This is a genomic window from Rhodococcus sp. P4_B6 (assembly GCF_056402215.1).
The window spans coordinates 1-24,204 of record NZ_JBFUHV010000139.1 but is presented as its reverse complement, the minus strand read 5'-3'; the positions used below and the strand labels follow the sequence as shown (position 1 = coordinate 24,204).

Annotated in this window: 21 protein-coding genes and 1 pseudogene; 15 read left to right on the top strand and 7 right to left on the bottom strand. The window is 67.2% G+C overall.

The genetic code is table 11. From position 1 onward, the window contains the following. Positions 1-885 precede the first annotated feature (885 nt). Entirely contained in the window at positions 886-1,272 is a 387-nt protein-coding gene (locus AC1DWT_RS38585; protein ID WP_206015626.1) for a hypothetical protein, read from the top strand. A gap of 9 nt (positions 1,273-1,281) precedes the next feature. Continuing rightward, positions 1,282-2,454, top strand: coding sequence for a cation:proton antiporter (locus AC1DWT_RS38580; protein WP_206015627.1), 1,173 nt, complete (start codon positions 1,282-1,284; stop codon positions 2,452-2,454). 395 nt (positions 2,455-2,849) lie between these two features. Here AC1DWT_RS38580 and AC1DWT_RS38575 read toward each other — a convergent pair whose 3' ends face one another. Further along, positions 2,850-3,035, bottom strand: a complete 186-nt coding sequence (locus tag AC1DWT_RS38575; RefSeq protein ID WP_206016316.1) for a hypothetical protein — start codon at positions 3,033-3,035, stop codon at positions 2,850-2,852. Between AC1DWT_RS38575 and AC1DWT_RS38570 the strand changes: the two genes are divergently transcribed. Continuing rightward, complete coding sequence (locus AC1DWT_RS38570; RefSeq protein ID WP_241031599.1) at positions 3,019-4,488, top strand: sensor histidine kinase; 1,470 nt, start codon at positions 3,019-3,021, stop codon at positions 4,486-4,488. The two genes, AC1DWT_RS38575 and AC1DWT_RS38570, sit on opposite strands and share 17 nt — an antisense overlap. 495 nt (positions 4,489-4,983) lie before the next feature. Then, positions 4,984-5,340 carry a DUF732 domain-containing protein gene (locus AC1DWT_RS38565; RefSeq protein WP_477924658.1) on the top strand — a complete coding sequence of 119 codons (357 nt, stop codon included), beginning with the start codon at positions 4,984-4,986 and terminating at the stop codon, positions 5,338-5,340. A gap of 344 nt (positions 5,341-5,684) precedes the next feature. Here AC1DWT_RS38565 and AC1DWT_RS38560 read toward each other — a convergent pair whose 3' ends face one another. Then, positions 5,685-6,278, bottom strand: a complete 594-nt coding sequence (locus AC1DWT_RS38560; RefSeq protein ID WP_206015629.1) for a hypothetical protein — start codon at positions 6,276-6,278, stop codon at positions 5,685-5,687. Positions 6,279-6,650: 372 nt separating this feature from the next. Between AC1DWT_RS38560 and AC1DWT_RS38555 the strand changes: the two genes are divergently transcribed. Next, positions 6,651-6,881: a hypothetical protein gene (locus tag AC1DWT_RS38555; RefSeq protein WP_206015631.1), complete on the top strand. Its 231-nt coding sequence runs from the start codon at positions 6,651-6,653 to the stop codon at positions 6,879-6,881. Positions 6,882-6,890: 9 nt separating this feature from the next. Continuing rightward, positions 6,891-7,436, top strand: coding sequence for a hypothetical protein (locus tag AC1DWT_RS38550; RefSeq protein WP_206015632.1), 546 nt, complete (start codon positions 6,891-6,893; stop codon positions 7,434-7,436). Positions 7,437-7,866: 430 nt separating this feature from the next. Here AC1DWT_RS38550 and AC1DWT_RS38545 read toward each other — a convergent pair whose 3' ends face one another. Beyond that, a complete protein-coding gene (locus AC1DWT_RS38545) occupies positions 7,867-8,475 on the bottom strand; it encodes an Rv1733c family protein (protein ID WP_206016284.1) in 609 nt (202 codons plus the stop codon). Positions 8,476-9,871: 1,396 nt separating this feature from the next. Between AC1DWT_RS38545 and AC1DWT_RS38540 the strand changes: the two genes are divergently transcribed. Next, entirely contained in the window at positions 9,872-10,054 is a 183-nt protein-coding gene (locus AC1DWT_RS38540) for a hypothetical protein (RefSeq protein ID WP_206015633.1), read from the top strand. Continuing rightward, positions 10,051-10,242 (top strand): hypothetical protein, encoded by a 192-nt coding sequence (locus AC1DWT_RS38535; RefSeq protein ID WP_206015635.1) that lies wholly within the window; start codon positions 10,051-10,053, stop codon positions 10,240-10,242. Before AC1DWT_RS38540 ends, AC1DWT_RS38535 begins: the two co-directional genes overlap by 4 nt. Positions 10,243-10,474: 232 nt before the next feature. Here the strand turns inward: AC1DWT_RS38535 and AC1DWT_RS38530 are convergent, their stop codons facing one another. After that, positions 10,475-11,731: a COG4705 family protein gene (locus AC1DWT_RS38530; RefSeq protein ID WP_206015637.1), complete on the bottom strand. Its 1,257-nt coding sequence runs from the start codon at positions 11,729-11,731 to the stop codon at positions 10,475-10,477. Between the two features lie 255 nt (positions 11,732-11,986). Between AC1DWT_RS38530 and AC1DWT_RS38525 the strand changes: the two genes are divergently transcribed. Genes AC1DWT_RS38525 through AC1DWT_RS38510 form a run of 4 tightly spaced genes read left to right on the top strand, consistent with a single transcriptional unit; the run spans position 11,987 to position 16,612 of the window. After that, positions 11,987-12,577: a hypothetical protein gene (locus AC1DWT_RS38525; RefSeq protein WP_206015638.1), complete on the top strand. Its 591-nt coding sequence runs from the start codon at positions 11,987-11,989 to the stop codon at positions 12,575-12,577. Beyond that, positions 12,574-13,248, top strand: coding sequence for an ABC transporter ATP-binding protein (locus tag AC1DWT_RS38520; RefSeq protein ID WP_241031600.1), 675 nt, complete (start codon positions 12,574-12,576; stop codon positions 13,246-13,248). The genes AC1DWT_RS38525 and AC1DWT_RS38520 overlap by 4 nt, the downstream gene beginning before the upstream one ends. Next, on the top strand, positions 13,248-13,961 hold the full coding sequence (locus AC1DWT_RS38515; protein WP_206015640.1) for an ABC transporter ATP-binding protein: 714 nt from the start codon (positions 13,248-13,250) through the stop codon (positions 13,959-13,961). Before AC1DWT_RS38520 ends, AC1DWT_RS38515 begins: the two co-directional genes overlap by 1 nt. Beyond that, on the top strand, positions 13,958-16,612 hold the full coding sequence (locus AC1DWT_RS38510; RefSeq protein WP_206015641.1) for an ABC transporter permease: 2,655 nt from the start codon (positions 13,958-13,960) through the stop codon (positions 16,610-16,612). Before AC1DWT_RS38515 ends, AC1DWT_RS38510 begins: the two co-directional genes overlap by 4 nt. Before the next feature lie 1,373 nt (positions 16,613-17,985). Here AC1DWT_RS38510 and AC1DWT_RS38505 read toward each other — a convergent pair. Continuing rightward, complete coding sequence (locus tag AC1DWT_RS38505) at positions 17,986-18,687, bottom strand: MspA family porin (protein WP_206015643.1); 702 nt, start codon at positions 18,685-18,687, stop codon at positions 17,986-17,988. Between the two features lie 546 nt (positions 18,688-19,233). Here AC1DWT_RS38505 and AC1DWT_RS38500 point away from each other — a divergent pair. After that, complete coding sequence (locus AC1DWT_RS38500) at positions 19,234-20,043, top strand: polysaccharide deacetylase family protein (RefSeq protein WP_206015644.1); 810 nt, start codon at positions 19,234-19,236, stop codon at positions 20,041-20,043. 154 nt (positions 20,044-20,197) lie between these two features. Here the strand turns inward: AC1DWT_RS38500 and AC1DWT_RS38495 are convergent, their stop codons facing one another. Next, a complete protein-coding gene (locus tag AC1DWT_RS38495; protein ID WP_206016286.1) occupies positions 20,198-21,442 on the bottom strand; it encodes an alpha/beta hydrolase in 1,245 nt (414 codons plus the stop codon). Between the two features lie 400 nt (positions 21,443-21,842). Here AC1DWT_RS38495 and AC1DWT_RS38490 point away from each other — a divergent pair, with 400 nt between their 5' ends. After that, positions 21,843-22,208, top strand: coding sequence for a hypothetical protein (locus tag AC1DWT_RS38490; RefSeq protein ID WP_206015646.1), 366 nt, complete (start codon positions 21,843-21,845; stop codon positions 22,206-22,208). 235 nt (positions 22,209-22,443) lie between these two features. Here AC1DWT_RS38490 and AC1DWT_RS38485 read toward each other — a convergent pair whose 3' ends face one another. After that, a complete protein-coding gene (locus tag AC1DWT_RS38485) occupies positions 22,444-23,712 on the bottom strand; it encodes an IS110 family RNA-guided transposase (RefSeq protein ID WP_206012884.1) in 1,269 nt (422 codons plus the stop codon). A 312-nt stretch (positions 23,713-24,024) separates the two neighbouring features. Here AC1DWT_RS38485 and AC1DWT_RS38480 point away from each other — a divergent pair. Then, positions 24,025-24,204: pseudogene (locus AC1DWT_RS38480) on the top strand (IS982 family transposase); the annotation flags it as partial.

The following is a 24,204-nucleotide window of genomic DNA, read 5'->3' as shown; positions in this document are numbered from 1 at the left end:
GGATCGACTCGAGTTGGCAATGGGCCCAAGCCATTGCCACAGCGTGGTATCGCATCCGCGCCGCCTTCACCTGACCGCAGCCTCCTACTCATACGACACACGAATGCCAAACCCCGGCCGGTGGAACCGGGCACCCACCCGAGCGACATCGGGCGCACACTCACACCCACACACCAAAATCTGTCCCGCACCAGCACACCCCAGCCGAAACCCACCCACCAATCAGAGGGCACGAAAAATTGAGGTTAGCGCCGCGCGCTCCCATTCTCGGGCGGTCTCGACCCCGTGGGCCGGTACACATTGCGACTCGCGATCGGCCAGTGGGGCAGGGGTCAGCACTGGTAAGTTGCCCCACCGGACTGGTCGTGCTGTGGTTCGTCCTCATTGGCCTACTCGCGCTCGCGGCACTCGAACTACTCATCCGCCCGGCCCGCACATCCGCCCCGCCGACGGATGCTACGCCAGCGTCTTCTCCTTGATCGCCCGGAACACTTCGCTATCGAGTTTGTCTGATGGCCGTTTGATCTTGATCCGCGTCCGACCTCTGTTGTGGCGAGTGTCCGTCGCAGGGCCGATGGTACTGACTCCGCGGCTGATTGGGACGATCTAGCGGGGTGGTGTGTCGGCGGCGGTATGTTCGGCGCCGGGGTGCTGATGTTGGAGAGGCGGCGGGTGCGTTCGGATCCGTCGTGGCCGGCGAGGTGACCGCATGTTCGAGGGCGGCGTCGACCATGGCCGGGTTGCGGGATGCGCCGCCGCGGATCAGCCGGGTGATGAGGCGGCACGCTCAGCAACGGACAACTCGCATGTGATTCATCCGCCGTGTCGTCGTCCACACGCTCGCGAATCGCTGGGCTCGGCGCCCCGGTGAGGGACAATCTCCGCATGCCGAAAGTGCGGTGGCGCGAGGCGCCCGAGGAACACGATTACCCGGCGGCTGCCGCGTACCTGGACCTGCTCACCTCCCGGGATACCGTCGAACGTATCGTCGCGGGTTTGAGGACGGCTCCGGTCACGCTCCACAAGGCCAAGGACATCCTGCGCGCCTCGCGGCTGCGGTTGCTGCCTCCGGACAACGCGCATGTGGCCGCCGACCTACGGAAGATCGAAGACGGCACACCCCTTTCACCCATCCTGCTCGTGCGTGGCGATCTCGCTGCAGGCACCGCACTCGAAGTGGCAGATGGCTATCACCGCGTGTGCGCGAGCTATCACACCGATGAGAACACACAGATTCCGTGCCGGCTGACGAGCGTGCCGCCGACGAGCTGAGGTCCACCGATGTCGTTCGAGATCCTCGCCCTGATCTCGGCAGCCGCCCTGGCCGGTCCCTTACTCGCGGTTCGTCGGGAGTGGCACCTGCCGGTGATGCTCGGCGAGCTGCTCGTAGGGATCCTTCTGGGCACGACGGGTCTCCGATGGATCCACCCAGAAGATCCCACCTTCACCTTTCTCGCGGACATCGGATTCGCGCTGATCATGTTCGTTGCCGGCACCCATGTACCCGTCCGCGATGCGACCATCCGGCCCGCTCTCACACAGGGCACCGCGCGGGCTGCAATCGTCGGGGTCCTCGCGGCGGCAGCCGGGTTCGGGATCGCCCGGGCATTCGGCACCGGCCACGCGGCCCTGTACGCGGTCCTCATCGCGTCGTCGTCGGCCGCCCTGGTACTTCCGCTGATCGACTCGTTGCGGCTCGAGGGCACACCGGTAGTGCAGACCATGGCCCAGGTCGCGGTCGCAGACACCGCGTGCATCATCGCTCTCCCACTCGTGATCAACCCCGCCCAGGCCCCCCGCGCCGCGATAGGTGCTGCCGCCGTCGCCGCGACGGCGGCACTGTTCTACACGTTCCTGAAGTACGCAGACGGCCGCGGCTGGCTGCACAGTCTGCACCAGGAATCGAAGGACCGCCGCTTCGCGCTGGAGCTGCGGATCAACCTCGGCGTGCTGTTCGCCCTCGCGGCGCTGGCCGTTCACACCCACGTATCGATCATGCTCGCCGGTTTCGCCCTCGGGCTGGCCGTCGCGGGCGTGGGCGAACCGCGGCGCCTGGCCAAGCAGCTGTTCTCGATCACCGAAGGGTTCCTCGGTCCACTGTTCTTCGTGTGGCTGGGCGCCTCGCTGAACCTGCGCGACCTCCGCGCGCACCCTTCGCTGATCCTGCTCGGCGTCGCGCTCGGACTCGCAGCGGTTGCCGTTCACTGCGCGATACGCCTTCTCGGGCAGCCACTGGCCCTTGCCGCATTGGCCTCGGCTCAGCTGGGTGTCCCGGTCGCGGCGGCGACCATCGGAGAGCAATCGCATATCCTGCAGCCCGGTGAACCCTCGGCGCTGATCCTCGGTGCCCTCCTCACCATCGGCAGCACCACATTCGCGGGCGCAATGGCAGCACGCCACGGTTTCGCTTCGCCCTCCGCTGCGAAACCGGACCAAGGACCCGAGCGCCGGTGACAACCGCGGTCGAGACACACCACCGTTCGAATCGCCGCGGCCACTTCGCCGAGCTCGCCGAGGACGGCAATCCGGCCAAGCCGGTTCAACGATGGCTCACCACTGGTCTCCTCACGGTGCCACCGCCCGCCGAGACCTCGTCCCGCACCGCGCCGACCTCGCGACCGTCTGGTTGCACCTGGCCTAGCGCGGCGATCTGCGCCAGGCAACCCTGCGCCCATTGCCAGCCCTACGCGCCCGTCCCGGTGATCGGCTGCTCCCGGTGCGGGGAAGGCCCGCTGGTTACCGGCACCGATTCCGACACCGACGAAGTTCCGGAGCGGGCGCGGGACTGGCTCACACAGCACGGCTGGTCGGTGGATTCAGATCTACTGTGTCTCAACCATTTCTGAACATCACTGGGTCGCGTCGTCGAGCTCGTCGAGCAGGTGCTGTAGCCGCCGGCATGTCGCTTCGTGCCGTTTGACTTCCCGGCCCCAGCCGCGGGATCGGGTGTAGTCGATCAGGACTTGCTCGGTCGCCAGACGCGCACTGATCGTGTACCGGCGCCGCTCGGCCGGTTCTGTGAGTGCGAGAGGCACGTACGAGAGGCACGTAATTGCGAATTCGAGCGCGGACGCCGCGCGGGTCTCGTTGCGGACGCTGCTGTGGCTGGCTATCGGGATCCTGGTGACGTTGTTCGCGGTGTCCGCTGCCTTTTCGGTGTACGGGAGGTTGGCGGTCCAGGCCGCCGTCGACGACTTGTCCGAGCAGCTGCTGCCCGCGCAGCGGGCGGTGGCCGAGCTGACCACATCGTATCTGAACCAGGAAACGGGACAACATGGGTACACCCTGACCGGTGACCCGCAATTCCTCGAACCCTATGACGCGGGCCGGCGTGACGCGGCCGCACTGCACACCCGCCTGGACACCCTGCTCGCCGACGATGCGGCCGCGCAGGCAACACTGCAGACGACCGCCGAGGCGGCGCAGGCGTGGCGGACGCGGGCAGCGGAGCCGCAGATCGCCGCGCGCCGCGACAACGCGAGCGAACCAGATCGGATCGGGTCGACGACCGCGACGGGCAAGGAGTTGTTCGACGATCTGCGAGCACGACTCGCGGCATTGAGTGCCCGCACCGACATCCTGGTCACCGAGCAGGTCGAACGAGTCACGTTCATCCTCGCCGTGGCCATGGTCGTGACCGCGGTGTATCTGACGCGGCGGCTGCTGACACGCCCGATCGATCGCCTTCTCGCCGACATCAGCGCGGTGGCCGGCGGCGACTACGAGCGGGAGATGAACACCGACGGGCCCCGGGAGGTGGCGATCATCGCGGGTGCGGTCGACACGATGCGGACCAGCCTGTTGGCCCAGAACACACAGATCATCGCGGCGGAGCGGGCCCGCGCCCGCCATGACGAACAGAGCCGGATGGCGGCCGATCTGCACGACGTGACCCTCCAACGGGTGTTCGGTCTGGGCCTGGCGCTGACCTCGCTGGGCGTCCGGCATCCACGCTTGTCGGCGGATCTGGACCCACTGATCGACGAGACAGACAGCATCGTGCGTGGATTACGGGCCGTCATCTTCGATCTGAACTGTGGCGCCGCGGCCGCGCGGTCCGGGGAGGAGGGCAGCCTGAGTGCCGAGGTGAGCGAGATCGTCGACAACAGCGCCGCAGCCCTCGGTTTCACCCCCGATGTCATTGTGGAGGGACCGGTCGACCGGTATTTCGGCCGCGAGGCCGGACCGGAACTGCAGGCGGTCCTGCGTGAGGCCCTGAGCAACGTCGCCCGCCACGCACAGGCGAGCGTGTGCAGTGTCCGGGTCGCCGCCGATGACGACGGCCTCGTGTTGACCGTGAGCGACAACGGCACCGGAGTCGCGGCGGGAGCTGCGCACGGGCAAGGACTGACGAACATTCGCAGCTGTGCCGAGCGACTCGGCGGCCACGCGGACTTTCGCGACCCGGAGCAGGGGACGACGGTCGAGTGGGCGATACCTGCRCCGGATGCGCCCTCACCAGTGACTGATCGACCCCCGACCCGCTGACGTGTGCCGCCACCGCGACCCGAACGGCCGGTTCACTGGACAGCTATGAGAACGTACTTTCCGGCGGTGCGGTCGGTGACCTTCGCCGCCCCGGGCGGGCAGGTCGTCATGCCGGACGGTGACAATCGGTTCTTCCCTCGCATCGAATAGCACGCTCCTCGCTTTCGAGGCCGGGAGCATCGCGTCGTTGACGCGCTCGGGTTGGTGGGTGCTCGCGATCGACCTGGCCGGTGCAGGTGGCCTCGACGTGTTCGAGGACTCCGGTCCTGCTCCCTGGAGTGGTCCTTCACGGTCCGAACGGCTAGCCCTCCGGACTCCTCTGGATATGCGATCGAACGTCCCACTGCGTAGTGCACGTGCTGGGGATTGCCCCGATTGTGGTGGCGGCTGTCGGATCCTTCGCCCGGCGTTCAAGAATTCGGCAAGGATTCGATCAGGGTGATCGCCGAGGCTTTTCCTTGTCAGCTTCCCCCGACGAGACAAGGAACGCATCCGATGTCCATCACCCGCATCACCACCGTCGMCCGCACCCTCACCCTGGCCGCCATGATCGGCGTGAGCGCCCTCGGTACTGCCACGGTCGCCAACGCACAATCCGCCACGTCGATCTCCGCCCAGGACGCGACGTTCCTCGACGGGATGGCCGACGAGGGGATCACCTTCACCACTCCCGGCGCCGGGGTTGAACTCGCCCAACACATCTGCGGTGAATTCGGTGATGGTGCCAGCTTCGAGGAGATTGCCGCCGAAGGTTTGGAGAACTCGTCCCTGTCCGCTTACGACGTCGGTTACCTGATCGGTGGTTCGGTGGCGGTGTACTGCCCCTGGTACACCGATGAGCTCCCGGTCTGACACCCGGTGCTGCGCCCCCGCGCCCCGGTTCGGTGCGGGGCCCCGGTGGTTCGTGCGCGTAAGTGAGGGGTGGAGTGGTTGCGCTGTCGGGACGTCGGTACCGCCCGTGCTGGCGGCGGAATGACATGATCGGGGCAGCAAGACCATCCACTTCGGCACCCATATTCCCGACATGCGAGCACTGCTGGCTCGCTGCAAGGCCAGCGGCGACAGTGGAAATGGAAGCACGTCGCATCCTCAAACGCAGACCCTCGGACCTCGTCTTCACTGGCCGCAGATCTCTCACCAATGGTCATCGCGGCGACCGTCCCGACCGGAGGCGGGAGATCGAACGCCGCTCCAGGTCATGAGTGCGGCGGCCATTGCGGCGGATAGTGCATTGGCGGTGGCTGGTTGACGCGAGCGCGGCGGACCATGGTGACGATCACAGTGACGATGCCTGCGATGACCAGCACGACGCCCGTGCCGATAGCCAACAGCAGGTAGGTGAATTCGCCGGCCGTGACGTACCCACCGATGCCGTAGCGAACGTCGGAGGGAGCCCCGGAACAGCTGATCGTGTAGTCGCCGCTGTCTTTGACCGTGAAGGAGAACGCCGGTCGCCACTGGGTGACGGGGATGTTGAAGTGGGACCGGCTCAGGTACAGCGTGTCCTCCCGCGTGGGGAAGGGTTTCGCGGCGCTTACCGAGCACCTGATGCTGCTGTCGGACGTCGTGTTGGTGTACATCGTGTCTGTGTAGATCGTTTTAGATCCACCGGCGTCCACGTGCACCATCGTGGCTTGGTCGTTCCCGAAGCTGTGGTCGTCGGTCGGGGCCCTGCCTGTCAGCTGAACCGCAAAGACGACGGACGCGGTGATGGCGACGAGCACGCCGATCGCGATGAGCGCCGCGCCGACTGCGTACCCGAAACGGCGCGGGCGCTGCTGAGATGACATGGCGTTAACTCCTTCCCACCGGAATGGTACTCGAGCTACTTCACGCCATTGGTGCCTTCACAGGCGACCGGCCGCCACGGACCCCTCGACGCAGTCGCCCTATGTACCGCAGCTCCCACCACCAGCGTGACACTATCCGGCCCCTGTAGCGCGCAGGCCCGCTTGGGCCCTGGGCGTCGCCGGCTGGGTGCTGGGGTGCGGTGGCTGGCCGGGACCAGCTACGCCAATCGATCCGCAAAATTTTGTGGCTGTTCTTATTTGGGTATTCGGTGGTGATGCGGTCTGTACACGAGGACGGAGACTGCTGCGAGACCGACGCCGAGGACAATCAACCCCACGGTAGGTACCTGTCGGCCCTTCTTGCGTCCGGAATTGGTCGAGGCCGAGTCGACGCTCACCGGTCAATCATCGCGCGACCGGCACCTTTATGGACGCGCTTTCGTGCCTTCATTCGAGAGGTCTACCGAAGTCTTTCCGCACGAGGTGATTTCGCGCCAGTGGGCATCGACCCAGGTGTGGGCGGGCGGCAGCCGTGCGCACGCGCCGGTCGCGGTCAGCGTTGATGCCGTCGCCCAGGACACCCAGCCGGAGAGGCCGGGGTGACGGATTGAGGTGACCGGGGGAGCGCAGGCTTTGGGGTATGAACGCTGCGGAGGAAGCCCGCCAGATTTCGCAGGTAACCGTGCGGTTGCTGAACAAGTCGGTGCCGGCGCGATCGCTGGATTCTCCGCTCTCGCCCTGGTCGCGAACCCCGCCATCGGCTCGGCCACGGTCACCGGGTCGTCGACGGTGACCAACAGCGCCACCACCATCACCGTTGTCCTCCACGACATCGCGACCACCGAGGCGCTCAATCACTGTGAGGCGCAGATTTTCCCCTTCGACGCTGCGGTCTACGACAAGACCACCCGGGTCGACGAGATCAAGTACCCCGGTTTCACCGGCGGTGAGGCGACGGGTACCTCGATCGAGTTGCCGGCGGGCAGCTACGCGGTGATCACCCAGTGCAAGGAGGGCGCGAGCACCAACCCGTACGTCAAGCTCGGCCCGGTCGCGCAGGTGACCCTGACCGGGACCCCGGCCCCGGGCGGCACCGGCAGCCTCGGTGACCTGGGCCTGGATGATCTGCTCGGTCTTCTCGGCGGGCTCGGCGGCTAGCAACAACCGGGTCGTCGTCGCTCGTGCGGAGACGACGACCACTTGCTCGGCCTTTCGCCGGCCGGCGGCCGCCCGCGGACTGCGCGAATGTTGTTCGGCGACGTCCCGGTTGAGTGACCGACAGTCCGGTGGGGGCGCCGGACTGTCGGTGCCCGGGGGGTCGGGCCGYGGCGAACGAACGACTCGGAATGGAAGAGCCGGGACAGGCAGGGGGAGGAGGCCTGGCTGGATCAGGGTGTCCGGCACGATGGACGTGAGGTGGTCGATCCATTCGGATTGCACTCCGCGCACCTGACAGTGCGTCAGGCGTCTTGATCGGGTATCGGGTCGAGCCAACCCGCAGGTGCCGAGGCCGCGGCCTGACGGGTGACCATGGCGGGATTTGATTGTCGATTCGCTGGTGCCGCCGGTGGGTCGTTCCGGTGCTGGGTTATCGCGGTGATGTGTCGATCCGGGTCCACTCGCGGGCCCATTGCCGCATCCGGGTCCGGGTCAGTAATGCGTGTCCGAGTGCGGGGACGACGGCGATGCCGCCGGAGCCGAGGGCCCATGCTCCGCATGCGGCGGTCACGGCCACCACTGTGTCGTCTCGGTTGCTTCGGATGGGGCCGGTGAGGTTGCCGTCGGTGTCGACGCTGATGGTGATGGTCTGCCCCGCCGTCGCGTTGGCTTCGGTGGGTACGACGGCGGTGTGGTCCCCGGTGGGCGTCGACCAGCGGACTCGGGCACTGTCTTGGCGGTGGCTGGGTCGAGGTTCGTCATCGGGGGTGTCGGGTGTGGGGTGGGTGTCCTCGAGCAGGACTGCGGGTACTTGATGCAGGCTGGTGCGCTGTGCTTGGGTTTGTTGTTCCAGCCGGGTGTGGGTGGCGGTTCCGTATGCCGCGGCGAACGGTATCAGCAGCAATATCAGCGTGGCGGCGAGTAGCACGAAGGTGGCCTCGTAGCGGTCGCTCCGGCGCATCAGGTGGTTGCGGCTCCACGGTCCGAGTCGCCACCAACGGATCGGGGTGGGTGCCGGTGCTGGTTCCTCCCGACGCATCATCCGTCCTCCGGCGGGATTGCGTTTCTCTCCTTTTTAATTGTGCGACGGAATCGGGTGCGGCGCATCCCCGTGTCTGGTGGTTGTGGGCACCTCCAACCCTGAGGCGGGGCTGCGGGCGGTGCACGATGAGCGAGCCACGCAATCGCGAGATCGTCCGTCGATGTCCTCGCCGCACGAAGCCATCGCTGTCCGTTGTCCCCGCTCATGTCGGGGCGGGGACAGCGGAGGCTGTTGCGAGGTTCGAGCCCCCGGCGACGGTGGGTATCGGGCGTTGAGGTGCGACGAGAGTCGTCATCCGAATACCGCATCGAGATTGTCGGAAAGTGTTGTGCGACTGATTGAATTGCCCCTGCCGTGGCCCTTTTCTGGTGGGTTACCGCACGCGACGACTCTGCTACTCCGGACGCGTCATCGCGCGCCGTGGAGGCCGAAGCGACCGCTACGAGGCCACCCTCGATACTCGCCGCGGTCACCGCGCAGTGCGCAGGAAGGTCGCAGTGGTCGCCGTCGCCGCGGCGATTGTTGGACTCGGCGGCCCGCGGCGCTCGGCTGCGGCGGCGGCGGCGTTGTCGAGGACTGAGCGGCCCCGAATCCGGTGTGAGGGCCCCTGCCCCTCGTGCCGCGGCCGAGACGGCGACCGGTCCGGGGCATAGATGACATGCTCCGATCATCAGGCGGTATGACTGCGGATGTCGATCGATACGATGACCGGGGCGAGGTGAGGGTGTGCCAATGTGCCAGGTCCGGCGGAGGTGGGCTGTTGGGGGCGGTGGGTCGGCATCGTCGCGGTCGCCGAGCCCCGGGAAACGCGGGCATGACTTCCAGATCCCTAACCTCGAAGTGGGCGCATGCGCGCCTCGACACGGGTGCCTGTCGGGGGAGCCGGTCGCGGCCGAGGGGCAGATGCGGGCGCGATCCGGCGGCGGTACGGGAGATCGGCGACCGGCTCACTGACCGGATGAGAAGGTGGGTGCATCGGCACGTGCGCGGCGGTCACCGCGCCACGGCTGTTCGATATCGACGTTTGGGCGGACTCGGTGGTCTCCAGTGTCCGGCGCCGCAGGCTGCGGTGGGCGTACCGCACCGAGCGAGTGGGGGGACCGAAGGTATGTCGATCATTGCGGGCTGCGGGAAGGCCGGCTCCGCCGAGCTTTTGGTTGGACAAGCGGCGGTCGGAGTCGACGGACGGTTCGCCCGGTTCCTGAGCCATGAGCGGAAACGAGGAGGGTGCGCTGGCGTGGATCGGGATCGACTTGTCGGCCGTACCGGGGGATGTGCGCATCCTCGTCTCTGTGGGGCGGTGTCGGTACCGATCCCTCGCCCTGCACGCTCAGGTCGGTGGACACTGGACCTTGACACAATCGCGAGGCTTCCCTCTTGCAAAGGATCACCGATGACTGACACCGCCGTCGACGCCGCAGCATCCGTCCAAGTGACCGAGTACTGGGTGGTCGAGGTGGACCGCCACGATGGGGCGTGTTGCACATTCGGGCCGTTCTCCGCCGAGGCGGCCTGGGCCAGAATGGAACACCGGACCGCGCCCACCCGGTTCGCCGCCGTAGTAGGGAAACGATGAGCATCAAGGACAGCGGCGACGACCTCCTTCGCATCGCGGACGGCCCGGAATTGAGACAACGCGTTCGGGGGCGGGGCGGGTCAAGGAAAGTGACGTTGTGTCGCGTGGTCCTGGTCGTCGTGGCACTGCTGGCGATGCTGCTCGCATATGTAGTAATTGCGATGTCCTGGGCCTCGTACCGACGCTGAAATCGTGCTTCTATCTGCCCCAGAATTCGAACGGCTGTCAGCGAAAACGGGCATTCACGCCGCCAGCGGCGGCGGCGGACGATGGCGTCGGCCGGGTGCGCACAAACCATGAGTGACCACGGACATCGAGACCCTGCACAGTCTGAATGCGAATTTCGCGTGCCAGAGCTCGCTTCCCCAGGTCCGTGCATGATGACAGCCGCGACCTACATGCCCGATTTTGGGCGGTTGCTCACTGAAGTTCGGTCAACAGTGCGGTGAGAGTCTGGTTCTCGGCCGCGGGGTCGGGTGTGCTCGCCCGCATGACTTTGAGGACGTTGTCGATCCGCCCGTCGAGGACGGTCCAGGCGGTGGCGTCCAGGGGGCGTAGGGTCGCCTCGTCGTCGTCCCACGCGGTTTCGAGGTCCTTGATCCGGGCGGTCGCGCCGGTCTGGTCGCCGGCCTGCACTTTCGCGAGCGTGTCCTGGGTGATGGTGCGGAATTTCGTGATCTCTGCCGCCGGAAAATGTGCTGTCACCTGCCCGGGGGTGAGTGTCGTGGTGACGGGGTCGGTGCCGGTTTCCTCCTCGCTCGCGATGGTTTCGTGCGGCTGCCCGGCGGCCCAGATGAGCAGGGCGCCGGTGGCGACGCCGATGACGGCGTAGTACCCGAGCATGAGCCGCTCGCGGCCCGGTGTGGTGGTCACGGTCGCGGTGAAGGTCCGTTCGTTCTCTTCGATGACGTCGCTGCGGGTGAGGGTGAGGTACACGACGGTGGCGAGGATCGCGAGAAGGAAGACCACGCTGGTCAGCGCGGTACCCCAGCCGAGTCCGTGATCGGTGGACGGGGACGCGAGCCAGTCGCCGAGGTTCGCACCCAGCGGGCGAGTCAGGATGTACGCCAGCCAGAAGGAGAGCACGGCGTTCGCGCCGAGTCGCCAGCCGATCGCGATCAAGACGATCAACCCGGCCGGCAGGAGCACCGAGATGCCGGGTCCCCAGCCGGTGAGCTCGAGTACCCAGTCACCGATTGCTGTGCCCAGGGCGAAGGTGACCAGTACGGCGAGCCAGTAGAACACCTCTCGCGGCGTGGTGACGATGCTGTGGATCGACAGGGTCCGCTCGCGGGCGAACCACACACCGAAGACGATGGCCAGGACCGCCGCGAAGGCGCTGGTGCTCACCGCGAGCGGGACGCCCAGGGAATCGGTGAGGATGTCGGTGTAGAGGGTGCCGGTCACGCTGAGCACGACGACCGCCAGCCAGTAGACGAACGGCACGTACCGGTTCAGGCGCAGCTGCCATCCCAGCACCGCGACGAGGACGACCGTGAAGATGAGCGCGGTGGTGTTCAGACCCAGTCCCAAGGTCATGTTGATCCAGTCGGCGAAGCTCTCACCCACGGTGGTGCACAGGATCTTGATGATCCAGAACCACACCGTGATCTCGGGGACCTTGCTCAGCATCACGCGCCGGGTCGTGGCGGAAGCAGACTTCGTTGACTCGGTCATGACCCCTGACCGTAGGGGGATCTTGCTGAAGGCACGCTGAGAGTCGGTGACGGCGACCGGACGAAAGGGGGACGAGCACGGCAACGCCGTCGTGCTGTCGGCGCAGGTTGACATGCCCGACACATCGCGCCTGGCGGGTTCCACAGCTGCTCAGCCTGCTGCCACTGGGTGGGACGTCGGTGGATGGTTCTCAGCGTGTCCACAGCATCGTCCGCGCACCCTGATGGGTGGATGCACCGCAGATGGGAGGCATCGATGATCAGCGCACGAGATCGTTGCGTGGCCACGCTGTCGGTGGGTGCCGCCCTCTTTGTTGTCACGGCGACCCTGGTGACCGGCTGCTCGGGTGCGGGCGGCCCTGCCACTCCCGGACCGGATGTGGCTGCGCCGGGCGATATTCCGGACGATCAGGCCTTTGTCGAGGTGACCCCGTTTCCCGGGTTCGCGGTCACGGTGCCCGAGGGGTGGGCGATGACGGCGGCGGGGCCGGCGGTGACGTTCACCGACAAATTGAACGCGATTACCGTCGATTCACGGTTCGCGGCGACGGCCCCGTCCGAGACCGCGGTGCACCAGGACGTCGATCAGCAGTTCGCTTCTGCCGCCGGATATGTGGCGGGCACCGTGACGTCGGTGACCCGGCCGGCCGGCACTGCGGTGGAGGCGACCTACCGGATCGCCGGGCCGACCAATCCCGTCTCGGGGAAGTCCGTCACGGATGAGGTGGAGCGGTACGAGTTCTTCCGCGACGGCCAGCTGGTGACCTTGACGATGTCGGCTCCGGTCGGGGCGGACAACGTCGATCCGTGGCGCACGGTCACCGATTCCTTCCGGTGGACCTCGTGACCGCCGACCCCGGGGTTGGGGTGATCACCGCCGTGGAGCTCTACCGGTTCTACCGCGCCGCCGGCGAGGAGACGCTGGCGCTGCGCGGAGTGTCGCTGGGGGTTCGCGGGGGTGAGATGGTCGCCGTGGCGGGCCCCTCGGGATCTGGTAAGTCCACGCTGCTGGCGTGTCTGGCGGGCCTGGACGAGCCCGACGGCGGGATGGTGCGCGTGCACGGCGAAGCGCTCAGCCATCGACCCGAGACCGTCCGTGCCCGGCTCCGCGCCGACCACATCGGGGTGCTGTTTCAGCAGGACAACCTGTTCGAGCACCTGACCGTAGCCCAGAACGTGCGCCTGGTACGCCGACTGGTTGCTCCGGTCCGCCGGGTGCCGGTGCCTGATCTGCTGTCGCGGCTCCGGCTCGCAGCGGTGCCCGATTCGTATCCGTCCTCGCTGTCCGGGGGCGAGACGGCCCGTGCCGGGCTGGCGGTTGCCCTGGCGAACGATCCCGCCGTGGTCCTCGCCGACGAACCGACCGGGGAGCTCGATCCCGCGTCCGAACATGCGGTGCTCGAACTCCTGCGGGCGTGGTGCCGGCGCGGGGCAGCGGTGCTGGTCGCCAGTCACAGCCCGGCGGTGCGGGCGAGGGCGGACCGGGTGATCGAACTGGTCGACGGCCGGGTGCTGTGATGAGCACCCGGCCGGGCAGTGCCGCAGCCGGGCCGGTGCTGCGGTGCCGGGATCTGAGCCGGGTCTTCGGGTCCGGGCGCACCGCGCGGGTGGCGGTCGACTCGGTGAGCGCCGACATCGACCGCGGTGCCCGCATCGCCCTGACCGGCCCGTCCGGCTCGGGGAAATCGTCCCTGATCCACCTGTTCGCGGCCCTCGACGCCCCCAGCGCGGGGCACATTTCCTGGCCGGGGCTGGGCGCCGATCCCCGCCGCGACCGCACCCGCATCGGGGTGGTCTTTCAGGCCCCGAGCCTGATTCCGGCCCTCGATGTCACCGAAAACGTGGCGCTCCCTCAGGTTTTGGCCGGCCGCTCGGACACCGCGGCGCGGGCGCGGGCGAGGACCGCGCTGGCTCGGCTGGGGCTCGAACCGCTGGCCGGGCGGCTTCCGGAGGAACTGTCCGGTGGGCAGGCGCACCGGGTTGCGCTCGCCCGCGTGCTGGCCGGCACCGCGCGACTCGTCCTCGCGGACGAGCTGACCGGGCAACTCGACCACCGCACCGGCGCCGAGGTCCTCGACGTGCTGTTCGAGACCGTCGACATGCTCGGCGCCGCCCTGGTCGTGAGCACCCATGACGACACGATCGCCGGGCGCTGCCCGGTCCGGTGGTCGATGCGCGGCGGCCGCCTGCAGATCCGGTCACCGACCACCCCGGTCCCTCCCACGCCATGAGCACAGGTCTGGCCCTGGCGGGGATGTGGCTGACCGGCTTGCTGCGCCGCCGCCGCGGCAGACTCCTCGGCGCCGCCGCCTGTATCGCGATCGCGGTCAGTCTCCTCGCCGCCCTCGGCGGGTTCCTCGCCGCGTCCAAGGCCACCATGACCGACCGGGCCACCCGGGCGGTCGCCGTCGACTGGCAGATCCAGGTGCAGCCCGGCGCCGATCCGGGCACCGTCCTCGATCAGATCCGGTCCTATCCGGGGGTTCGGGTGGCGGACCCGGTCCACTTCGGTGACAGCGCCGGGCTCTTCGCCACCAGCGGGGGCGGCGCCGTGAGCACCGGGCCGGCGGTCATAGTCGGTATCCCGGATCAGTACCGGCAGCATTTTCCCGGCACGATCCGCACCCTCAGCGGAGCCGACTCCGGGGTGCTGCTGGCGCAGCAGACCGCATCGAATCTGCGGGCGACGGTGGGGTCGGTGATCACCGTCCGGGTGCCCGGCGGCGCCACCGCCGCCGAGACGGTGGCCGGGGTGGTGGATCTGCCGCAGGCGGATTCACTGTTCCAGACCGTCGCCGCCCCGGCCGCCGCGCAGCCCCAGGCACCCCCGGACAATGTGCTGCTGCTGCCTATCTCGGAGTTCGACGCCCTCTTCGCCCCCGGGCTGCGGGACGATCCGGCGGTGGTGCGTGCGCAGGTGCATGTCGCCCGGGACCGGAATCTGCCCCCGGATCCGGCCGCCGCCTACGCTGCCGACATCGGCGGTGCCCGCAACCTCGAGGCAACCCTCGCCGGCGCCGCACTGGTGGGGGACAACCTCGGCGCCACCCTCGACGCGGCCCGCCAGGACGCCCTGTATTCGCAGGTGCTGTTTCTGTTCCTGGGCCTGCCCGGTGTCGCGTTGTCCGCGGTCCTTGCCGCGGTGATCACCGCCGACGGGGCGCCGCGCCGTCGCCAGGAGTTGGGGTTGTTGCGCGCCCGCGGTGCCGGTGGCGGGCAGCTCACCGCTGTGGCCGGGTCCGAGGCGGTGGCGGTGGGGCTGATCGGCGGTGTGGTCGGCGCCGGGGCCGGCATCGTCGTCGACCGCGCGGTGTTGGGTTCGCCGGTGTCCCTGTCCTGGTTGCTGTCGGCCGCCACGGCGGGTGTGGTATTGACGGCGGTCACCGTTCTCACTCCCGCCCTGCGTGATCTGCGGTTCTCGACGGCGGCCGCTGCCCGCGCCGCGATCGGCCGCACCCGGCGCCCGCTGTGGCGGCGGGCCGGGGTCGACTTCCTCGCGCTGGCCGCGGCGTTCGCCGTCTACCGGGTCACCAGCCGCGCCGGGTACGCCCTCGTGCTCGCGCCGGAGGGGGTGACCGCGTTGTCGGTGAGCTATTGGGCCTTCGCCGGACCCGGGCTGCTGTGGATCGGGACAGCTCTGCTGACACTGCGACTGGCCGATCTCACCCTCGGTAGGGGCCGCCGGTTCGTCGCAGCACTGTTGGGGCCGCTGGCGGGCCCGCTGTCGAGCACGGTGGCGGCGATGCTCGCCCGCAATCGCCGCGCACTCGCCCGGTCGGTCGCGGTCGTGGCGTTGGCCGGGATGTTCGCCCTCTCGACCGCGGTGTTCAACAGCACCTACCGGCAACAGGCCGAGGTCGACGCCCGGGTGACCAACGGCGCCGACGTCACCGTCACCGAACCTCCCACCGCCACCATCGGACCGGACCTCGCGGGCGAACTGCGCCGGATTCCCGGCGTCCGAGATGTCGAACCGCTCCAACACCGCTTCGCCTATGTCGGCGCGGACCTGCAAGACCTGTACGGGGTCGACCCCACCACCATCACCGGAGCGGCGCTGCTGCAGGACAGCTACTTCGATGGTGGTACCGCCGCACAACTGATGGACCGCCTCGCTGCCCAACCGGACGGGGTTCTGGTCGGCGCCGAAACCGTGGCGGACTTCCAACTTTCCCCCGGCGACCCGGTGAAGCTGCGGATCCAGAACGCCGCCACGACGACATTCGAGACCATGCCGTTCCGCTTCATCGGGGTGGTCAAGGAGTTCCCGACGGCACCGAAGGACAGCTTCCTCGTTGCCAACGCCGCCTACCTCACCCAGGTGACCGCGAACCCGGCGGTCGGCGCGTTCCTCATCGATACCGGTGAGGCAGACACCCCGGCGGTTCGCCAGGCGGTGTCCGATGCGGTCGGTACCGGCGCCACCGTCACCGATATCACCACGGTGCGGGGCACTGTCGGCTCCACACTCACCTCCGTCGATTTGCGGGGGCTGACCCGACTCGAACTGGGTTACGCCGCGGTCCTCGCCGCGGCCGGGTCGGCGTTGATGCTGGCGTCGGGGTTCGCGGAGCGTCGGCGCACCTTCGCCATTGTCACCGCGCTCGGCGGCACCCGGCGTCACACCGCGTCGATCGTGCTCGCCGAGGCCGCCGTCGTCACCGCCGGCGGGGCAGTACTCGGGGTAATCGGCGGTGTCGTCCTGTCCCATCTGCTCGTCACGGTGCTGTCCGGGGTCTTCGACCCACCCCCGGCGACACTCACGGTGCCCTGGGCCTATCTGACCCTGGTGGCCGCGGCGACGGCCGCAGCCATCGCCGCCGTCACCACCGCCGCCGCGCACACGGCCGCCCGCTATCCGATCAGCGTGCTCCGCGAATAGCCGACCCGGCTGGCCGCGCGACAGGCTGCGACCGTCTCAGGGTGTGCACGGTGCCGGACCGCCGCACCCGGGTAACGAAGGGTCGACCGGGGCTTTTCCCGCCCCGCGCTTGATCGAGGCGTGTTCCACCGGACGCTCACCTGCCAGGGCGAGCCCGGGTTCCGACCCCAGCTACCGGAGCCGAAGACTTCTCCACCGGCAGTTAGTGGATCCGCCGGGCCTGGGCAACACCACACCTGAAGCTGATTTCCGCCCGACGGGGCCGTCGATGAGGTCCGCGCCGCTGGTGACCGAGACTGTCGTTGGTCGGATCCGGCTTACACACCGCACCAGCGGAATTGGCGTGCACCGCCACAGTGCGGGGTGAGGCGCAAAAACGGCCCCCGCCACCGATGGGGGTAGTGAACGGGGGCCGACGTGCCGCCGTATCGGTTGCAGCGACCTGCAGCACACGCGCAATCCTACGCACGTGCAATGGGCGGACAGTCACGAATTCCCCTCTTCTCAGCCACATCTCAGTTCTCAGCATTCTCTCAGCGGCGTCGGGTCATACTCCGCGCACAAATTGCTGACCTCGGATTCAGCGTGCCGATGAAATCCGCGCTATCGCAACCCCCTGTGCCAGCGCGGGGGTTCACCGTCGTGCGCCACGATCGGGCTGCCGAACCTCCCCTTTCTGGGACAGGGCCGGTCCACGCGGGCGGCCGGTCACGCCGCGCTTACCTGCCGGTACGTGAGAATCCGCAGGCCATTCGACCGAACCGACGCGATGTCTTCACCGCGCCCGAAGCGATGCGCCGACCGTTGCGGGTGTCGTGCAGTAACTGACCAGGGGTTCTGTCGATCGTCGATAGTGAACAGCCCTGACGAGCTGTGCTGATCCGATTCATCTGCCGTCACAACGGACGAACCGATGAAATGCGCCGTCGATCCTTGCCTTACAACGGACAATCCGGTCTCCTCTCAGCGATTTCACAGCACCCGCGTCATACCATCAGGCGGGTTCTCTGTGTCGTTGTAGCCGTATTTGCGGTGCTGACCGAGCTTGAAAGGGTAAGCGCTGCAGCGGTGTAGGTTGACGGGCAACCGAATGGCCCTGATCGGGCAAACCTGCTATCGGAGACATCGATGATCAATGTGCTGATGATGTTGCTTCTCTTGCTTGCGGCCGTCGGAGGAACGGCTGTCGTTCAACGCCTCTTCGACAACCGGTGAAATCGTCGCTCACACCGGCGACTCGACCTGTCTGCGGTGACCGCACCCCCTGTCCGGGCGCCCACCCAAAACTGGCCGACGCGACTACCGTCGCGTCGGCCAGCTGTTGTCGTTCTCTTTTMCGTCCCAGGACCACGGGTCACTGGGCGGCGAGGCGCTTAGTTGAGCTTCTGCGGCACACCGTACGTCGTGACGGTGTCACCACTGGAAGTCACGGCGGTGGCGTACGGCCGGATGGTGACCGCACCGAGCGCGCCGGAGATGGAGCCGTGAACTCCCTGCATCCGCACCGACGCCGCCGGACCGTCGAACGACTGGTTCTCCAGCAGCGGGACGGTGGTGATGCCGCCCGGCGCCAGGTCGATGTCGAGTTCCTGCGATGGGATGATGTCACCGGCGAGTCCGACGTTGGTGCCCGCGTTCAGGCTCAGTGATGGATCGGGGAGGATCCCCAGGTTGATCCCGTTGCTCGAACCGATCACAAACCCCAGCCCGGGTGAATTGAGGACGATGGTCGCCCCGCTCAACGCGATCGGATAACCGATCTGGTAACCGACGGTGAGCTTGGTGCCCTTGAACTCCGCCGCGTTCGGGCCGGTGATATTCACCCCGGCGTAACCGTTGTGGAAGAACTCGACACTGGTGGGAACACCGTCCAGCGGCGGGACCACTTGATACTGGGTATCACCCTGCAGGACTTCGACCCGATTGCCTCTCGCGTCGACGACGGAGCTGGAATTGTCGACGCCGGCCGAGGCGGTTCCGTTCCCCATAACTATGGCGAGCACGGCAATTCCTGCGACTGCGGCTGCGCGGGTGAAGGCTCTGTATCCAGAGCGAGATGTGCTGATGTCCGTCATACCGACCCCATTCAGAGTGCTTCAAATCAGAGATGAAGAAGTATGCGAAGCGTAACCACAGGGGGCGCAGAGAATCTCAGTATTGATCAGAAGTTCACGACCTCGCTTCCTGCGCCCGACGGTGGCACGGCGTGCGGACCGTTGATCGAACAAGATGTTGATAGGCAACGGARTTCGGTCCTATCGGAACAATGCCCGATATCGGACATCGGCGGCAACCACCCGCACAAGGGCACAGTGCGCATGGTCCGGGCACACGCGGATCCGACTCACCTCAACCGCTCGCACCCAGGGTGCGGCGAAGGACAGCGCGGCTTGTATAGGTGTCCACGCGAGCTGAGGAAGCGTAGGCCTTCGTTGCTGAAGGAACGCTGAGAATCGGACTGGGCTGAAAATTGCATCTCAGCGTGAAAGGCGCCCGATGGGACTCGACTCATGCGTGTTCCGCCGCAACCGATACGGCGGCACACGCGGGACCCTCAGCGCCACCCGTGGAGCCCGCGCCGCACACCATCGACGTTCATCGCACACCCCTATAATGCGGCCGTGGATCGACGCCAATTTCTCATTCTCGCCGCGGCAACCGTTGCCGGCGCGGCCGGGTGCAGCATCAGCAGCGCAGAAACCCCGGGTACCGCCGTGCCCGACCCCACCGATCCGGGCATTGCACCCACGCCGGCAGCATCCCCGCCACCGACGGCACTTCCACCACCGCCCCCGGCGTCCCGTATCCCGTTGCCCGGCGGGGGCACCTTGACGGCGTTGCCCGGCAAGGGCGACCTCCTCGCGCTCACCGTCGACGACGGCGTCAGCAGCGACGTGGTCCGGCTCTACACCCAGTTCGCGAAGGACACCGGGGTCCGTCTCACCTACTTCGTCAACGGCCAATACGACTCGTGGACCGACAACGCCACTCTCCTGCGGCCACTCGTCGACAGCGGTCAGATCCAGCTGGGCAACCACACCTGGTCCCACCCGGACCTGACGACCGTGTCGAAGAGTCGGATCTCCGACGAACTGACCAAGAACCACAAATTCCTGAAAACGACGTACGGCGTCGACGCCGCACCCTACTTCCGGCCGCCGTACGGAAAACACAATGCCGCCGTTGATTCCGTGGCCGCCGACCTCGGCTACACGGTGCCGACGCTGTGGTACGGCTCGTTGTCGGATTCCTCGCTGATCACCGAGGACTACATCGTGAAGATGGCCAACCAGTACTTCACCCCGCAGGCGATCGTCATCGGGCATCTCAACTATCTGCCGGTCACCCACGTCTACCCGCAACTCGTCGAGATCATCCGGAGCCGAAACCTGCGCACCGTCACCCTCAACGACGTATTCATCAAGCCGTAAGCCCGGGATCCGCCCCATTCCGCGATCCAGGACCCAGATCCCGGCACCGCGGCGGGCACTGCTCTCCCCACACCGCGGCCGGCGCCAACCCACCGGCACCTGCGCGTTGCAGTCCAGGTCTGGGGTGCGCGCCCGGCGTCCGATGCGACGGTGGTCAGGACGTCAGCCCCAGCCGGGTGGCCAGCCAGTCCATCTCAGTGGAGAGTGCGGCCGACCACACGGCGAAGTTGTGGCCGCCGCGAACCTCCGCGTAGGTCACGTCCATCCCCGCCAGCCGGGCGGCGTCACAGGCTTTGCGGATCGACGGTTTGAGCTCCTCGTCGTCGCTACCGACTACGAAGACACCGGCCGAGTCGGGATAGCGGTGTTCGGCGAGCAGATCGAGGGGATTGACCCGAGTGAACGCGGCCTGGTTGCCGCCGAACGCGGCGTCGAGGGTGCGTTGATGATCACCGAGGGTGGGTTCGGGGTCCCCGGAGAGGTCCAGGAACGTCGGATACGTCTGGGGGTAATTGGTGGCCATCTGCAGCGCGCAGGTTCCGCCCAGCGACAGTCCGCCGATGGCCCATGCGCCCGGGTCGGGGTCGACCTGAATATGAGCTTTGATCCACGCCGGCACGTCCTCGGCGAGGTAGGTTGCGGCATGGCCGAGTGGGGAATCGACGCAGAGCGGGTTGTCCCAGGTCGATCCGGTTGCGTCGGCGACCACCACGACTGGTCCGAGCCCCCCGTGGTCGCGGGCGAAGTTGACCATGGTGGTACCGAGCCTGCCTCCGGTGAGCCAGTCTTTCGGTTGGCCGGGTTGACCGGCCAGCAACACGAGAACCGGGAACTGCGGTCGCGGTTCGGTGAAATAGGCGGGCGGAAGATAAATTTCGGCGCGGCGAGCGTGGAACCCGGAATGGTCCCCGGGTATGTTCACCGAGGTGATCTTGCCCGCCCGCGGCATGTCCGCCGGTGGCGTCCACACGGATTCGAGGGGCAGGCCCGCGATCGGTGTCGGTGTGAGCGGGGGAACTGCCTGGAAGTCGATGCGGGTCACATGCTCGAACCCCAGGGCTGCGCCGACCGTGGGATAGGCCGCGAAGAAAAGATTGATCTGTACGGCGCAGGCCACGACCACCGCGGCGGCGGCCGCCACCGACACCGCCGCCGCCCATACACGGCGGGGGGCGATGAGGATGCGGGGGACCAGCAACGTCACCGCCCACAGGGCGAGGGCCGTCCACAGGTAGACGGTGAGGGGTATCGGGTCGGGAAGTGGACGCCACACCCGCTCCACCCAGAACCAGAGGCAACCGGTGAGTACGCCTGCCCCGGCTGCGCACAGCGGTATCGCCCGGCGCCGAAACCACCCCGCCCGCCCGGTCAGTAACCACACACCGCCCGCCGCGCCCATGGCGGCGACCACGAGCGGGATCGGCCCCGACAGCAACGACAGATCGGTCAATGTGTGCTCCTGCAGAATGTCTGAAGTTCCTGAGATCTCGCTACCAACCGTTCTACTACGGGTCGTAGCCCCCACCGTCCCGGACCGCTTTTCCGCCAATGGTGTGAGGACACCCGGGACGGTCGCGGGGGTGCCGTCGACCTGTGGCGTTCCTGAGAATTCGGATTCGGCTGTGAGGGCCCGGCCTACGATGAAGGTGGACCGAGCCTCGATCTGCCCTCGAACCGCCACCGCGGATCCCGGACATCCACGCGACGGTCACGATTACGCCAGGACGACATCGGTCGAGAGGTGCCCTCTCTGACGGTTTCATGGCCGCCCCGAACTGTGGGGACTGACCATCATGAACATGAACACGACCGTCAAGAGGGGCTCACGCCTGCTCGCAGCAATCGTGGTGGCCGCCACGCTCGCCGCGCTGGCAGCGGGAGCGGCATCGGCCGACGCGACGATGACCGCAGTCGGCGGACCGGGCAAGGTGACGGTGACCGCCAAGGGCGACAACACCGCGCGAGACTGTGACGTCGGCGTGCTGGATCAATCGAAAAGGTCAATCGCTTCGCAAGAGGCCAGTCTGGCGCCGAATAAGACTCACACTGTGACGCTCACCAGCCTTCCTGCAGGAAGCTCCTACACCGTCGTCATGCGCTGCGGTGGCCAGAAAGAGACTGGGGTCGAAGGCGTCGCAGTCCGCCCTGCGCCCGATCCGCATTGAACCGAGATACCGTCAGCGAGGTTGGGGGGCATGGATTTCTTCGCGGCGAGGGGTCGACCAAGAGCGGGTCGGGCGATATTGATCGGTTGATCGTTGAAAAGGCCTTATTCGACGATATCGGAGCCAGCAAATCCTAATCCGAAAATGAGGTGACCTTGCTCGTGGTGCCGGCACGCGGGTTGTCCCGGCGGAGCGCAGCGGAGCCGGGAAGGTCGTGGTGGTGTTGTTGTGCGGGTCAGGCGGCCGGGGTGAGGGTGACGGTGTAGCCGAGGGCTTCGAGTTGACGGATGTGGTTGCGTTTCTTGGTGTCCGGGTTGATATGGCGGGTGTAGTGGTCGGGGCCGAGGTCGTGGAAGGTGGTGTGGTCGTCGGAGAACAGGTGCCAGACGATGACCAGGATGGAGCGACCGACGGCGACGATGGCCCGTTTCTTACCGCGTCGTCTGGCGATGCGCCGGTACCGGGCGCCGAGGAAGGTGTCGGTGCGGCCGGCCACGACGGCGACCTCACCGAGGGCCCGGGCGAGGTAGCGGTTGCCGTGCCCGGTGGCACCGTTGCCCTTGGACTTGCCGGCCGAGGAGCTGATTCCGGGCGAGAATTTCGCCCACGAACACAGGTGCCCAGCGGTCGGGAACCGGGACATGTCCACCCCCACCTCGGCGAGAATGGCGGCGGCGGCGACGGGACCGATGCCGGGGATCTCATCCAGGCGTGCCGCCGCCGATCCGAAAGGGGCCAGCTGCGCCTCGATCTGCTCGTCGACCGCGGCGATGTCGGCGTCGATCGCGTCGATCCGGCCCAGCATCCGGGCCAGCAGGAAGGCATGGTGGTCGTCGAAGTGCCCGTTGAACGCCTCCTCGAGCCGGGCGATCTTCACCCGCATCCTCGACCGCGCCAGCTGGGCGAGGACCTTCGGGTCCCGTTCGCCGGCGATCAACGCGTCCATCATCGCGCGTCCAGATACCCCGAAGATGTCCGAGGCCACGACGGAGAGTTTGATGCAGGCGCTCTCGAGGAGTTTTTCGACCCGGTTCTTCTCTGCCGTGCGCGCCCCGACCAGATCGGTGCGGTAGCGGGTCAGGTCCCGCAGCCGGCGGATCGGCCAGGGCGGCACGAAGCTGGGTCGTAGCATCTGCCGTTCGGCGACCTTGCACAACCAGACAGCGTCGAGGACATCGGTTTTGGGCCTACCGGGCAGGTGTTTGACGTCGCGGGCATTGACCAGCCACGGATCGAGGCCGTGCGCCTCCAGAAGATAGAACACCGGTTTCCAATAATCCGACGTCGCCTCCATCACCACCCGCTCGACACCCAACTCGACCAGATGATTCGCCAGCTCGGTCAACGCCCGGGTCATCGTCGAGTGCGTGGACACCTCCTGCAACCGTTTCTTCCGTCCAGCCTCTGCCGGGATCCGGACGCAGCACACCACCTCCGCCTTGCCGATATCCAGGGCCGCGACCCGGGCGATGATCTGTTCCTCGTCGTGCGATTCCACCAGCATCGTCGTCCTCTCCTCACCGGCGCACACACCGATTGATCAGGCGTGGTCACCCGTGGGGATCACCGGGGTGAAACGGAATCTAATCCTCGTGCTCGACAACGACGGCAACAGTGAAGGGCCCACGGCGTGATCCCCAACGCCCGGCTAGATGACGGCCTCGAAGAACCATAGGGGGACGGCGTCGACGGGCGACCACCACACCATTTTCAGCCTGGAACGGGCGTCCCACCAGGGACAATTTGGCTAGATGRTTGATTCCTTGAAGGTGTGTCACTGCGGGGGTGGTAGGCGGAGGGTTTCCAAGATCAAAGCGTGACCAAAGAACTGGAAACCCTCCTGACCGAACTGTATGTGCTCATCGACGATCATGTCGTCGAACCCCGCACCGGTCGGGGTCGGCGGCCCGTGCTCAGCGATGCCGAACTGCTCACCCTGGCCGTGGCACAGATGCTGCTCGGGTTCGATTGTGAACGCCGGTGGATCCGGCACGCC

What these genes read in the sequence shown, in the direction of transcription:
- AC1DWT_RS38585 (WP_206015626.1), top strand. Translation starts at nt 886, where the DNA reads ATGCCGAAAGTGCGGTGGCGCGAGGCGCCCGAGGAACACGATTACCCG.
- AC1DWT_RS38580 (WP_206015627.1), top strand. Translation starts at nt 1,282, where the DNA reads ATGTCGTTCGAGATCCTCGCCCTGATCTCGGCAGCCGCCCTGGCCGGT.
- AC1DWT_RS38560 (WP_206015629.1), bottom strand. Translation starts at nt 6,278, where the DNA reads ATGTCATCTCAGCAGCGCCCGCGCCGTTTCGGGTACGCAGTCGGCGCG.
- AC1DWT_RS38545 (WP_206016284.1), bottom strand. Translation starts at nt 8,475, where the DNA reads ATGCGTCGGGAGGAACCAGCACCGGCACCCACCCCGATCCGTTGGTGG.
- AC1DWT_RS38540 (WP_206015633.1), top strand. Translation starts at nt 9,872, where the DNA reads ATGACTGACACCGCCGTCGACGCCGCAGCATCCGTCCAAGTGACCGAG.
- AC1DWT_RS38535 (WP_206015635.1), top strand. Translation starts at nt 10,051, where the DNA reads ATGAGCATCAAGGACAGCGGCGACGACCTCCTTCGCATCGCGGACGGC.
- AC1DWT_RS38530 (WP_206015637.1), bottom strand. Translation starts at nt 11,731, where the DNA reads ATGACCGAGTCAACGAAGTCTGCTTCCGCCACGACCCGGCGCGTGATG.
- AC1DWT_RS38525 (WP_206015638.1), top strand. Translation starts at nt 11,987, where the DNA reads ATGATCAGCGCACGAGATCGTTGCGTGGCCACGCTGTCGGTGGGTGCC.
- AC1DWT_RS38515 (WP_206015640.1), top strand. Translation starts at nt 13,248, where the DNA reads ATGAGCACCCGGCCGGGCAGTGCCGCAGCCGGGCCGGTGCTGCGGTGC.
- AC1DWT_RS38510 (WP_206015641.1), top strand. Translation starts at nt 13,958, where the DNA reads ATGAGCACAGGTCTGGCCCTGGCGGGGATGTGGCTGACCGGCTTGCTG.
- AC1DWT_RS38505 (WP_206015643.1), bottom strand. Translation starts at nt 18,687, where the DNA reads ATGACGGACATCAGCACATCTCGCTCTGGATACAGAGCCTTCACCCGC.
- AC1DWT_RS38495 (WP_206016286.1), bottom strand. Translation starts at nt 21,442, where the DNA reads ATGGGCGCGGCGGGCGGTGTGTGGTTACTGACCGGGCGGGCGGGGTGG.
- AC1DWT_RS38490 (WP_206015646.1), top strand. Translation starts at nt 21,843, where the DNA reads ATGAACACGACCGTCAAGAGGGGCTCACGCCTGCTCGCAGCAATCGTG.
- AC1DWT_RS38485 (WP_206012884.1), bottom strand. Translation starts at nt 23,712, where the DNA reads ATGCTGGTGGAATCGCACGACGAGGAACAGATCATCGCCCGGGTCGCG.